General features: G+C 56.2%; 15 protein-coding genes and 1 tRNA gene. All 16 read right to left on the bottom strand.

Translation table 11 applies throughout. The features are described from left to right. Nucleotides 1-12 precede the first annotated feature (12 nt). Nucleotides 13-900 (bottom strand): site-specific tyrosine recombinase XerD, encoded by an 888-nt coding sequence (gene xerD, locus Q8Q08_08290; GenBank protein ID MDP2654014.1) that lies wholly within the window; start codon nt 898-900, stop codon nt 13-15. After that, complete coding sequence (locus Q8Q08_08285; GenBank protein ID MDP2654013.1) at nt 897-1,448, bottom strand: hypothetical protein; 552 nt, start codon at nt 1,446-1,448, stop codon at nt 897-899. The genes xerD and Q8Q08_08285 overlap by 4 nt, the downstream gene beginning before the upstream one ends. After that, nucleotides 1,435-3,456, bottom strand: coding sequence for an NAD-dependent DNA ligase LigA (gene ligA, locus Q8Q08_08280; GenBank protein MDP2654012.1), 2,022 nt, complete (start codon nt 3,454-3,456; stop codon nt 1,435-1,437). Before ligA ends, Q8Q08_08285 begins: the two co-directional genes overlap by 14 nt. Nucleotides 3,457-3,464: 8 nt before the next feature. Beyond that, complete coding sequence (locus Q8Q08_08275; protein MDP2654011.1) at nt 3,465-4,190, bottom strand: metallophosphoesterase family protein; 726 nt, start codon at nt 4,188-4,190, stop codon at nt 3,465-3,467. A 28-nt stretch (nt 4,191-4,218) separates the two neighbouring features. Beyond that, the gene (locus Q8Q08_08270; protein ID MDP2654010.1) at nt 4,219-4,494 is read right to left on the bottom strand and encodes an acylphosphatase; all 276 of its coding nucleotides are present in this window, start codon (nt 4,492-4,494) and stop codon (nt 4,219-4,221) included. Between the two features lie 374 nt (nt 4,495-4,868). Continuing rightward, nucleotides 4,869-4,945 (bottom strand) — tRNA-Pro (locus Q8Q08_08265). A gap of 132 nt (nt 4,946-5,077) precedes the next feature. Continuing rightward, nucleotides 5,078-5,500, bottom strand: a complete 423-nt coding sequence (locus Q8Q08_08260; GenBank protein ID MDP2654009.1) for a DUF1318 domain-containing protein — start codon at nt 5,498-5,500, stop codon at nt 5,078-5,080. Beyond that, nucleotides 5,497-5,730, bottom strand: coding sequence for a hypothetical protein (locus Q8Q08_08255; protein ID MDP2654008.1), 234 nt, complete (start codon nt 5,728-5,730; stop codon nt 5,497-5,499). The genes Q8Q08_08260 and Q8Q08_08255 overlap by 4 nt, the downstream gene beginning before the upstream one ends. A gap of 25 nt (nt 5,731-5,755) precedes the next feature. Further along, nucleotides 5,756-7,096 (bottom strand): hypothetical protein, encoded by a 1,341-nt coding sequence (locus tag Q8Q08_08250; GenBank protein ID MDP2654007.1) that lies wholly within the window; start codon nt 7,094-7,096, stop codon nt 5,756-5,758. Further along, complete coding sequence (locus Q8Q08_08245) at nt 7,093-7,317, bottom strand: RNA-binding S4 domain-containing protein (protein MDP2654006.1); 225 nt, start codon at nt 7,315-7,317, stop codon at nt 7,093-7,095. The genes Q8Q08_08250 and Q8Q08_08245 overlap by 4 nt, the downstream gene beginning before the upstream one ends. After that, the gene (locus tag Q8Q08_08240; GenBank protein ID MDP2654005.1) at nt 7,314-8,948 is read right to left on the bottom strand and encodes an ATP-binding cassette domain-containing protein; all 1,635 of its coding nucleotides are present in this window, start codon (nt 8,946-8,948) and stop codon (nt 7,314-7,316) included. Before Q8Q08_08240 ends, Q8Q08_08245 begins: the two co-directional genes overlap by 4 nt. A gap of 100 nt (nt 8,949-9,048) precedes the next feature. Continuing rightward, nucleotides 9,049-9,624: a hypothetical protein gene (locus Q8Q08_08235; protein MDP2654004.1), complete on the bottom strand. Its 576-nt coding sequence runs from the start codon at nt 9,622-9,624 to the stop codon at nt 9,049-9,051. A 128-nt stretch (nt 9,625-9,752) separates the two neighbouring features. Next, complete coding sequence (gene ychF / locus Q8Q08_08230) at nt 9,753-10,826, bottom strand: redox-regulated ATPase YchF (GenBank protein MDP2654003.1); 1,074 nt, start codon at nt 10,824-10,826, stop codon at nt 9,753-9,755. 88 nt (nt 10,827-10,914) lie between these two features. Continuing rightward, nucleotides 10,915-11,610, bottom strand: coding sequence for a hypothetical protein (locus tag Q8Q08_08225; GenBank protein ID MDP2654002.1), 696 nt, complete (start codon nt 11,608-11,610; stop codon nt 10,915-10,917). Nucleotides 11,611-11,657: 47 nt separating this feature from the next. Beyond that, nucleotides 11,658-12,293, bottom strand: a complete 636-nt coding sequence (locus tag Q8Q08_08220) for a rhomboid family intramembrane serine protease (protein MDP2654001.1) — start codon at nt 12,291-12,293, stop codon at nt 11,658-11,660. A gap of 65 nt (nt 12,294-12,358) precedes the next feature. Continuing rightward, on the bottom strand, nt 12,359-12,583 hold the full coding sequence (locus Q8Q08_08215; GenBank protein MDP2654000.1) for a hypothetical protein: 225 nt from the start codon (nt 12,581-12,583) through the stop codon (nt 12,359-12,361). Between the last annotated feature and the right edge of the window lie 58 nt (nt 12,584-12,641).

Here is a 12,641-nt window from a genome sequence, read left to right as displayed (position 1 = left end):
TTTCTTTTTCCATCAACCGCGGGGATGAAATTGCTTATGAATCGTCTTCAGCCGTTCACGGTCCACGTGGGTGTAGATCTGCGTCGTGGAGATGTCTGAATGCCCCAGCATCTCCTGGACGGAGCGCAAGTCCGCCCCCCCTTCCAAAAGATGGGTCGCGAACGAATGCCTCAGGGTGTGCGGCTTGATGACCTTCTTGATGTTGGCCTTCCGGGCATAAAACTTGATGATCTTCCAGATGCTCTGCCGGCTTAATTTTTTGCCGAGACGGCTCAAAAACAGAACCGCTGTCGGCCTGGTTTTCAACGCAGGCCCGCGGACATCGCGGCAATATTTTTCAACCGCATCCCGGGACTTCTGCCCGATGGGGATGATCCGCTCTTTCTGTCCCTTGCCGATGCACCGCACGTATCCGACGTCGAAATTGATATGTTCGTAATTCAGGTTCGCCAATTCCGAAACGCGCATGCCGCTGGCGTAAAAAAGCTCCAGGATCGCGTGGTCGCGGATTTGCTGCCAGCCCTTGCCCTGCGAAGCGTTGATCATGGACTGGACTTCCTGCTGGGTCAGGACATCCGGCACGCGCTGCCAGATCTTGGGCGTTTCCACCAGGGTTGTCGGGTCCTCTTTGGAGAGACGCTCCCGGACGAGATAGCGGTGAAACATTTTCACCGCCGCGAGATTCCGGCAGATCGACGGGGTCGAAAGCTTCTGCTGTTTGAGCCTGTAAATGAAATCCGTGACGTGGTCACGCTTGACCGCATCCGGCGACGCAATTTTCAATTCGGCAAGGTATCGAGTGTACTTTTCCAGATCACGGCGGTAGGAGACCAGGGTGTTCTGGGCCAGCCCCCGTTCCACGGAGAGAAAATTGATAAAATCATCGATCAACGCCTTCATGGGCTTTTCGGAGACGCGGCGGCGAGGGAATTCTCCACGTCCGCGAACCGGAACCCTTCCCGCACGGCTCTGCCGATGGATTCCAGCTCCCGCTTGATGGTCTCCCGGCCGCGCACGGCGGAGGAAAATTTAAGATCATTCTCGACACCGGCCAGTTGTTCGCCCAGCCGGGCGAGGGACTGCTGTTTGCTCCCTGTCAAAAGCTTGCCCATCTCCTCCACCTCGACCCGGACTTTCGCCAGGGCAAAAAGGATCCTTTTATCGCTGGCCCCCTCTTCCAAATCGGTCAGCAGGTCCCGGGACCACACCTGCCAGAATGCGAAATGCTGGCGGTAAAGTTCGGCCGGGGTCGCCATCTGGTCGGGATAATCGATCGGGTCCAGGATAGGCTGGAGCTCCTCACGCTGACTCTGGTCCGCCTTCTTCTTGCGCACAAATTTCTTGCGCAAGGGTTCGCAGCCGGCCGCTGTCATGAGGACGGCGCCGGCCAAAAATAGAATCCCGAAAACCCGAACTTGCCCATGGATCGTTCTCTCAATTCGCTTCATGAATCATCTCCTCGAATTCGCGTTCGTTGATGATCTTGACGCCCAGGCTCCGGGCCTTGGCATATTTGGACCCCGGGTTCTCACCCGTGACAATAAAATCCACACTTTTACTCACGCTCGACAGGACCTCACCGCCGTTCCGGCGGACCAGTTCCGCCGCTTGGGCGCGGGAACGGTTGGCCAGCTCGCCGGTAAAAACAAATTTCTTCCCGGACAATTCCCCAACCGGGATTTCTTTGACGGGTTCCTTCATTCCCAGGCCGGCCCGGCGGAATTTCTCGACAAGCTTCCGGGTGGACGCCGGGAGGAAGAACACCGCCAGGGATTCCGCCATGACGCGGCCGATCTCATGTATGGCCTGGAGGTCATCCGCCGAGGCCGCCATCACCCGGTCGATCGTTCCAAACCGGCGGGCCAGAACCAGCGAGGCTTTTTCCCCGATGTTCACAATCCCCAATCCAAAAAGGAATCGCGACAACGGCTGTTGTTTGCTCTTCTGGATGGCCGACAAAAGTTTTTCCGCTTTCTTGTCCTTAAAAAGCTTAAGGCGGAGCAAGTGCTCCTTCTTCAAAGCATAAATGTCCGAGAGGTCTTTGACAAACCCTTTTTCCAGCAACTGTACGACCGCCGACTCCCCGAGTCCCTCAATGTCCATGGCTCCCCGGGAGGCAAAATGGATCAACCTGCGCTCCAGCTGTTTGGGGCATGACGGGCTGGCACACCGGTAAGCGACCTGCCCATCCTTTTCCTTCACCACCGGCCCTCCGCATTCCGGACACCGTAAAGGGACCGTGACCCGCTTCCCCCTCGGGTGGGCCGGCTCGACGACTTTCACGACCTTCGGGATGACATCTCCGGCCCGCTCGATCAAAACCCTGTCGCCGACCCTGACCCCGAGCCGTTCCACCTCCTCAAAATTATGGAGTGTGCACCGCGAAATCGTAACACCGGCGCAGGGAACCGGTTCCAGTTCCGACACCGGGGTCAGCACCCCTGTCCTCCCGACCTGAATGACAATGTCCCGCACGGTTGTGGTCGCCTGGGACGCCGGGAATTTGAACGCCACGGCCCATCGCGGGCTTTTCAGCGTCGCGCCCAGCCGGCCCTGCTGGGCGAAACTGTTGACCTTGATCACAACGCCGTCCACCTCATACGGGAGCCCGCTGCGTCGCTGTTGAAATTCCGCATAAAAATCCATGACCTCGCCGATGGACCGGCACAAACGGTTGTGAGGGTTCACGCTGAATCCGTATTGCTTCGCCTTCGCAAGAAATTCCCACTGGCTGCTGACCGCCATGTCCCTTTCTATCAGCCCAAAAGAGTGGATAAAAAACTGCAGGTTCCGCCGGGCGGTCACCCGCGAATCCAGGAGCTTGACCGAACCGCTGGTGGCATTGCGGGGATTGGCGAAAATTTCCTCTTCGTTCTTCTTCCTCTCCTTGTTCAGGGCCTCAAAATCTTTCCGCAGCATGTAGACCTCGCCGCGCACTTCGAGGATCTCAGGAAGGGGGTCCCGGCCGGACGATTTGAGCTTAAGCGGCACGGACCGGACGGTGCGCAGGTTGTGTGTAACGTCCTCGCCCGCGATGCCGTCGCCGCGGGTCGCACCCAGAACGAATTCACCACGCTGATACGTCAACGCGGCGCTCACGCCATCGATCTTCAATTCAACGACATACTCCACCGCCTGGCCCGGCAGTCCTTTCAGGACACGGTCATGCCACTCCCGCAATTCTTCGACGGAATACGTGTTGTCCAAGGAATACATCTTCAGACGGTGCGTCACGGGTTTGGCCGCGGCAGCCACTTTGGTCCCCACCCGCTGAGTGGGGGAATTCCCGGACCGCAGCTGAGGGAACTGCTCCTCAAGCCGGATCAACCGTTTGAGCAGATCATCGTATTCCTTGTCGGCAACCTTCGGCTGGTCGAGGACATAATAACGGTAATTATGTTCCTCGATCTCGCGGGAAAGGCGCTCTATCTCTTTGACGGCTTTGGTTTTATCCATGGAAAGAATTATTGCCCGTGCGCCAAACGGCTCGCCAGCCAGGGCGGCAGTCCGGATTTCAAGATTTTTTCCTGCGCCAGCTCCACGTCATAAGACACCCGCTGAATGGAAAGAGTCCGGAGTGCCGCATCATAAATCCCGTACGCGGCCCGGGGGTCCCCGTCGCGCGGCTGGCCGACGCTTCCGACGTTGACAATATACCTGGCGCCCGCCTTCAGGGCCAAGGTCCGTTCGCGTTCGAAAGACACGGTCCCATCCTCGCTTTTGACGATGTCCGGCACATGCGTGTGGCCGATGAAACACACCGGTTCCCGAAAATGGCGGAACATCGCCGTGGCTTTGGGGACGTTGGACAAATAATCAAAATCTTCCGGCTCCGGCAACGTGCTGTGGACCATTATCAAATCCTGATTGTGATACCGGCCGGGCAGACGCTGAAGAAAATCCAGATCTTCGTCGCTGAGATGCCCCCTCGTCCAGAGGACAGCCTCTCTGGCCAGCGGATTAAAATATTCCAGCTGGATATTTCCCAGGACGGCCCAATCGTGGTTGCCTGCCACGCAAAACGCGTCCAGGTCCCGCACCCGCCGGATGCATCCCGCTGGATCAGCCCCATAGCCGACCACATCTCCCACACACAACCATTGGTCTATATTCTGCGATTTCAGGCAACGGATAACAGCTTCAAGCGCTTCCAGGTTCCCGTGGATATCTGAAAAAATTCCGTATCGCATGAGACCCTCAAGCCGGAAGGCATTCGTATCAAGGAAGGATTTTAAATTCGCGGAACTGGCCGCTGGCGGGATGGAGGGTGATGTCCTTGCCCCGGACATAACTGCTGAAATGTTCGTCGATCCGGCGCATGAATTCTTCGACGTTTTCCCTGGCCCCCTCCAACTCCAATTCCACGCGGCCGTCGCTCAGGTTCCGCACCCAGCCCTTCAGCCCGGCGTCCGAAGCAATCCGGTGGGATGTGTAGCGGAAGCCAACCCCCTGGACCATGCCGGAATAGAAAATGTGCGCCAGGACCATGGGCATATGAACACAGGAAAAGCAAATTTTAAAAAACAGAAGGGACAATGACAATGCTGCGAAAGGGATAGAGACTATGGCGCTCGGAGAATCCTCCGGCTCCGATCACATCTCGCGGGGCGTTCGTGGCGGGCGTTCCTTATTCGTCGCACCACGAGCCCTCAAACCCCTTTTCTAAAATAAATGGTCGGCTACCTCAAAAACAGTCCGAATCGACCATCCAGAGAAGTCCCGACTTCCTCTGCCTTAATAAAGAATGGTCGGGACGGAGGGGTTTGTTCTCCCCCGCCCCGCTATTCAGCGGGGCTCCTCCGAACCCGGCCGCCCTCGCTCGGACCGATGGCGCTCGGGTCGGCTTCAAACCCCTGCACTAAAATAAATGGTCGGGAAGGTGGGGTTTGAACCCACGACCTCAACGTCCCGAACGTTGCGCGCTAGCCAGCTGCGCTACTTCCCGACGACCAAATTTAATATCCGAGAAAGTCCCCACACCGCTGGGACTTGCGGCGGACATTCCAATATTCAATGTCCTGATAAAATGAAGGCATCATTCTACCATTAAGCCCCGGACCCGTCAATCATCCCGCAACTACTTGGTTGCCCAGTTCCCGGACGCATCCTGAACTTTATGCCCGGCGTCGGCTTTGCCGCGCTGGACCTGGGCAAAGGTTTTTTCCACAGTCGCCAGTTCGCTTGCGGCCAGGTTATTCTGCGCGACAATCGCTTCGTAGATCAGCCTGCGGTCCTTGTTCTCGGCGGAGGCAACGCGTTTGGCTTCGGCGTCATCCGCCAACGTCTCGACGTATCCCCGGTTGTTCTCACCGATGGCCCCTTGATCCTTCAACGCGCGCAGCTGTTCAAAACGCTCACGGCGGCTGTCCAGGGCCGCCTTGACCTCCGGGGTCATTTCCTTAATGTCATAGGACGCCGCCCATGCGGCAGGAACCAGCCCGGACAAGAAAGATATCGCGCTCAACATAACGATCATCGTGATGGTCATTATCGTTTTCATTCTTTTGCCTCCCCGTTCTTCGACGAATTTTGATCCAGCGTCGGTTTTTCGCCGCTGACGTAATCCTCGATGCTGCTGGCCGTCTTTTCCAGTCCCCGGATGTCGACAATGACATGGGCGTTGATGGTGATGGGACGGTTAGGGTCCCCAACGGCTTTCACGGTGCACCCCCCCAGCGCCAACACAGCCGGAAGAAGATAACAAACCGCACCCAACGGCGTCTTTCCCATAATCCCTCCCTTTTCGCTCAAGTCCCTAGAAAGCCCCGGACTTCAGCAGTGGCCCCAGTTTACCCGAAATTTTCTCCCAATATTGAATAACAGAAGTGACCTTGCCGTCAATCAAAATATCGTTCTGGATATTCAGATCAACATTCAGCTCTTTGCTGGAAATCTTGACCAGTCCTTCGAGCTTTTGATCGCTGACGCTCTTCACCGCGAGGTCAGCCACCTCAACCAGGACCATCCCCCCGGTGCTAAGGAGAAATTCCAGGTCACGGCGCTCCAAAGAACGGGCCGGAAGATACTGCAGGACAAAACGCAGGAGTTCCGCGCTGATCTTCCCGCCATCGGGCATCGTCATCTCCAGGCCGAGAGAATCGACGCCCTGGGGGGTGCCGCTGGCCTTCATCTCCCCGCTCAAACGTCCCTGCAGTTGAGCAAAGATCGCGTCGTTGACCTGCTTCAGCTGTTCCACCTCCAGATCTTTCAGGTGGATATCGACCGCATATAACAACGCCGGCGGATACTCCAGGGAGAACTCCCCGGTCAACACGCCGCCATAAGCCTCGGCTGAAAAATCCGGCAAATGCATGGCCTTGTCATCCCCGAGAATCCTTGATGACACTCCGGTAATCTTCAAAGGCACCGACTCAAGCGAGGACGCCTTCAGGCCGCCCTCAATGCTTTTGATCCTCTCCCTCTCAAGAACGGCTTGCACGGTCAGGACAACATCTCCTGTCGAGATCCTCGCGTGCCGAAACCCTTGCCCTTGCAAATTCGCGTCCACCAGGATCTCCGGCAGGCGGCTGAAATCGGCGTGCACCCGCCCCTCGAGACGGCCTTGAAAAACCCCGGCGGTCATGTTCGTCACATCCACCTGCCGGGCGTTTCCCGAAACACGGGCGGAAACGGGCCGCGCGGACACGGCATCAGCCTGGACACTCGCCAACAAAAGATCCGCCTCAAAGGACGGCCAGGGCTCATCGGAAAATAAAAGATGGCCGCGGCCTGCCAATCCTTTCAAAATCGTTTTCCCGGCATGAAAACTCAACCCTTCCACACGGACGGCGATTTTCCGGGGGCCCTCGAGCCCCAGAGAGCCCTTTTTGAAAAAAAGAACGCCGGAGGACGGGGATCGCGACGCGTCGTGGGACTTCAATTTAACGACAAAATTTTCAAAATCCAACCGGGCCGGGAAACGGAAACGTTGCTTGGCCAGGACCAGCGCCTCCACCTTCCAGGACGGCTGGTACCCGGCCAACCAGCGCCGGGCCATCCACACAGTCAGTCCGGCGGAGTTCAGCGCGGCGAACATCGCGGACATAACCACAAACACAAGCAGAAAAAACGCGACGAGCCACCGCCGCCATTTCATACGGCTTTCCTTTCGACAATGAGGACCGCGCCGTCAAACTCCACCCGTTGTCCGGGGTGAATTTTGCAGGCTTTGCGCCGTTCGATCCGGCTGTCCACCCGGACAAGGCCGTCCACAATGGCCTGTCCGGCGCTGCCGCCGGTCGGGCAAAGCCCGGCCGCCTTCAGCAGCTGCTGCAGCTCGATGGTCTCGGTGTGGATCGAAAAAGGGTTCATGGTCATGCGACCGCGGTGGATTGCGCGTACAAAGCTTCACGCTGCTGATGGATCCTATCATCGGACAGATATTCGTCGATCGTGGTATGCTGACGGTCGATGAAACCGTGCGGAGTGATTTCAATGATCCGGTTGGCCACGGTCTGAACGAACTGATGGTCATGGGACGAGAACAGCACGGTGCCCTTGAACTGCTCAAGGGCGCTGTTGAGCGCGGAAATCGATTCCAGATCCAAATGGTTGGTCGGCTCGTCCAGAATCAGAACATTGGAACCGGCCAGCATCATCTTCGCCAGAAGGCAGCGGACCTTTTCCCCGCCGGAGAGCACGCGGACGCTTTTGAACGCTTCCTCCCCGGAAAACAGCATGCGCCCCAGGAACCCGCGGATGAAATTCTCGTCTTTGACCTGGGAAAACTGGCGCAGCCAGTCGATAAGGCCTAAATCCGTCTCAAAATATTTCTTATTGTCTTTAGGGAAATAGGAAATCGACGTCGTCATCCCCCATTTGAAGGAACCCGCATCTGCCGGCATTTCGCCGGTCAGGATCTGGAACAGGACGGTCTTGACGCGGTCGTTCCGTCCGGCAAAGGCGATCTTGTCGCCCTTGTTCAGGTGCACCGTCAGGCCCTTGAACAAAACTTTGCCGTCCAAAGATTTCGACAGATGGTCGATCTCCAGAAGATCATTGCCGGCCTCCCGTTCCTGCTTGAAATCGACGTACGGATAACGGCGGGATGACGGCTTGATGTCTTCCAAATTCAGCTTTTCCAGAATTTTCTTGCGGGACGTGGCCTGCCGCGACTTGGAAGCGTTGGCGCTGAAACGCGCGATAAAGTCCTGTAATTCCTTGCGCTTCTCCTCCACTTTTTTATTCACGTCCTGCTTCTGCCGCATGACCAGCTGGCTGGCGTCCTTCCAAAATGAGTAATTCCCGGAATACAACTGGACCCGGCCGAAATCAATGTCCAGAATATGCGTGCAGACCTGATCCAGAAAATGGCGGTCATGGGAAACGACAACGGCAATATTCTTGAACTCACAGAGGAATTCTTCAATCCACATGACGGTCTCGACGTCCAGCTGATTGGTGGGCTCATCCAGGAGGAGGATGTCGGGATTTCCGAACAGGGCCTGGGCCAAAAGCACGCGCACCTTCTGTCCGCCCTCAAGCTCCTTCATCAGGGACTGGTGGTGCTGTTCCGCGATCCCCAGATAGCTCAAAAGCTTGGCCGCTTCGGATTCCGCGTCCCAGCCGTTAAGATCGCCGAACTGGTGCTCCAGGTCCGAAGCCCGGATGCCGTCGGCTTCGGAAAAATCCGGCTTAGCGTACAGGGCGTCGCGTTCTTTCATGATCTCATAGAGCTTTTGATGCCCCATCACTACTGTCATCAGGACGGTGTATTCATCGAAAGCGAATTGGTCCTGGCTCAGGACCGACATGCGCGCGCCGGGCTGAAGATACACCTCCCCGGCCGTGGAATCGATCTCTCCGGAAAGGATTTTCAAAAATGTGGACTTGCCGGAACCGTTGGCTCCGATAACGCCGTAACAGTTCCCCGGCGAAAAAGTCACCGTGACGTCTTCGAAAAGACGGCGTTTGCCGTACTGCAAACCTATGCCTTTGGCCGCAATCATATTCTGTTCCGTTGATCGTTTTTGAGGTTACCGAACAAAGCCGGCATTATATCACAAACCGTCGGGAGACAAGAAAAATCCTTTGGGGGATACCGCAGAATTATCGCCGATGGAAGTAGATCGTCGTAATGTTTTCTTTCAGGAATTCGGCGATCTTTTGGGCGGCCGCTTGGGAGGCCTCCCGGACGGCGGCGTTCCCATCGCCGTTATGAATTTCCGCCTCTTTCGAAAAACTTAAAACCACGGCCCCTGTCTCCAGATTGATCATTTGGACGTAGAGGGCCACGACTTTCTCTTCAGACAGAAAAGATCCAAAAATAACGGCATCCGGGCCGAAAGCAGAGACGACCTTGCCCCGGCGCTCATCCCCGTCGGCGGCCTCAGGGGTCAAGTCGAGGGCGCCGTAATCGTCCGGCTTTTCGAAATCCATGCCCTGAATGAACGCAAGGCCGACTTTGTCCGGCCCGGTCACTGTCACACCAGGGGCCTTCCCGAGCTCCTCGGCCAGGATGTTCCCGGCCAAAATCCGGATGTCCTCCTCAGCCCGCGTGAACGGCAGAATCAAAATTTTTTTATAACGCAGCTCGATTGCCTTCATGACTTCGGGTTTGGGCGTGGTGGAGGCACAGCCCTGCAACACCACTGCTAAAGCAGCTACCCAGACAAGGACTCGCATGTTAAACCTCCGGAATTAGGAAATCCAGGACACCCCGCATGATTTGCTGTCGCAAATCAGAGCTGCGGGGTTAGTTCGCCCAACAAACTTGCGTTCGCCTGCGGCTCCGCAAGTTTAGGACTCACTAATTATACACTAAATCTGAAATACGCAACATCTCCATCTTGGACCTCATAATCCTTGCCTTCCAGGGACAAAAGGCCTTTTTCCTGCACGGCTTTGTAAGAACCAAGCTTTACCAGATCATCGTACTTGTAAATTTCGGCGCGGATAAATCCCCTCTCGATGTCGGTATGGATCTTGCCCGCGGCTTTGACGGCTTTTGTCCCCTGGGGAATCAGCCAGGCCCTCGTCTCCTTGGGGCCGGCCGTAAAGAAACAGGCAAGCCGCAACAATTCCCTCCCAGCCCTGGCCAAAGCGGCCAGTCCCGGCGAAGTGATCCCGGCGGCTTCGTAATACGCCGACCTCTCTTCCTGCGGTAATTGGACGATCTCGGCCTCGATTTTTGTACACAAGGCGACCAGCCCGGCGCCCTCCTGCTGGGCCCTCTGGCGCAGCGGCTCCAGGAGATTGGGATCCGCGTTCCCCTCATCGGTATTGGCCACATAAAGGACCGGCTTGGCTGTCAGGAACTGGTACTCCTCGATCGATTCCGGGGGCAAGCCCTGGTTACGGGCGGCCTTGCCTGCGTTGAATCCGCTGATCAGCGTTTCCAACAGGGCCATCTTGTCCTTGGCTTTCTTGTCGCCGGCATTGGCCGCGCCGCGGATCTTTTCGGCCGCTTTTTGGCACTGCTGAAGGTCGGCTAAAAGAAGTTCAGTCTCGATGATCTCGGCCGAATTCAGGGGATCAAGCGAACCCATGACGTTGATCACGTTATCATCGTGAAAACATCGAACCACATGCGCGATTGCGTCCACGGCCCGGATGTTCGATAAAAATTTGTTCCCCAGCCCCTCCCCCTGGCTCGCGCCTTTGACCAGCCCGGCGATGTCCACAAACCGGATGCCGGACGGCGTGATCTTTTCCGAATTCCATTCGTCCGCCAGCCGGTTCAGCCGGGGGTCCGGCAGAGGGACCACCCCGACGTTGGGTTCGATGGTTGTGAACGGGAAATTCTGCGCCGCCACCATGGCCCCGGTCAGGGCGTTAAACAACGTTGATTTGCCGACGTTCGGCAATCCGACAATTCCAATTTCCATAGAAGTCCTTTACGATGTTTTGTGAATAAACGGCTCTCACAGCACGATGGATGGATATCCCCATCCCTTGTCAAAATCCTTTTCTCACTCACCCGCGGTAAGACTGGAGAGTCATGATTTTCTGCCAAATCTTGCGCGACAATCCTGTTGTTAAAACTTCGATCTCGTTGACCGACTCCACGGCCTCGGTGTCCTCAAAATCCTGGACATATAACGCCGCGATCTTGCCGATCATCGCGAGCATCTCGCTGCAGTAATCCAGGTATCTCTGCAGTTCAAAGGCCGTCATCCTCCTTTGAGGAGAAGAACTTGTCTGGAGGTAATCTTCCTCAAGCGTTTCCGGGTCCTTGGGCAGCTGGTGCATGTCGATCACATGGGCAATGGCCCGGAGTTGATGGATCAGAGACAGCACGCGATTGCGCTTGATGCGCGTCTCAATTGTGACGAGAAAAAACACGCCCGCGCCCAGGAAAACGATGTCGTTGATGCCGGACTCTAGGACCTGAACAAATTCCCCAAACGTCAGGGGGTGGGCCTGCAGGTCCAGTCGCAAAAATGCCAGGACCAAGCTCACCGCCATCAGCACCACCAGAAACCACAGCAGAAAACGCAGTTCCCAATGCGGGCGGGCCACCCACCGGCTGCGGTCCTTGGATTCCTGGCCGGTCTTCAACAGTTCGGCGGAAACTTTCGCAAGCCCGGATTCGGGGAACCGCTCCCTGATCCTCCGGTCCAACAGTTCGATGGTTTGAACGATTTTCTCAGAATCCAGATGACGATACATGCCTTTTCACCTCAAATCCGACGGGATCAAAGCCGCCCGTCCGCACCTCACACCAACAATCGGGCGATGAACGCCCCGCCGACCCCGAAAACGAATCCGCCGATATGCGCCCAATAAGCCACCGGGCTGGCCTCCACATTCAGCATGGTCCCTCCCCCGGCCCACAACTGCTCCACAAACCATATCCCCAAAAAAACAAACGCCGGCCAGCGGAAACGGATGATGTTATAAAAAAATAAAATCACGACGCGGACCTTGGCGTGAGGGAACAAAATGACGTATCCTCCCATGACCGCGCTGATCGCCCCGCTGGCGCCCACGCAGGGAACCGTTTTCATGACCTCATTGGAGAATGCCGAGTGCAGGAGTGAGGCAAAAATCCCACCCAGGAGATAAAACCCCAAAAACCCCAGCTTCCCCATCCGGTCCTCAAGGTTATCGCCGAAAAGCCAAAGATACCACATATTGAAGATCAGATGAAACCAGCCCCCGTGAAGGAACATGCTGGTAAAAAAACTCAACGTATTGAACCGGCCCGGGATAAAGCCGTATTCATGGACAATCGCCTCATAGTCCGGCCGCAGTCCGAACGTGACAAAGACCACCATATTGACGACAATCAACAGGATCGTCATCACCGGAAAACTCCGGCTGGGATTATCGTCACGGTAAGGGAAAAACATATCGGACGGCAGGGCCTTTCACAACCGGGAAACCCGGCCGCACTCGGCAGGGGCCGGAATCCGGGTCAACGCTCAATCTTCTCCGACATCACGATCATCGCAATCCGGCTTGACACTTTGACCAGCGCATAACCGATCGCAAACTGAAAAATCCCGGTTTGGATATGCTCGAAATCTTTGCGGAGAAAATCCATAAAAATGACCACCGATCCGATAAAAACGGAGAAGACGCCGCAATAATGGCAGACGGCGCTCAAGCTCTCCAAGGAACGCATATTTTCCTGTTTCATCTAAATCGATCCCTTCTTGTTTCCAAAATTATACTACGAAAACCCGCCCCCAGAGGGA

Source organism: Candidatus Omnitrophota bacterium (assembly GCA_030688425.1).
Lineage (GTDB): Bacteria > Omnitrophota > Gorgyraeia > Zapsychrales > JANLHA01 > JAUYIB01.
The sequence above is the reverse complement of the archived record's forward strand: the minus strand, read 5'-3'. Positions and strand labels throughout refer to the sequence as shown.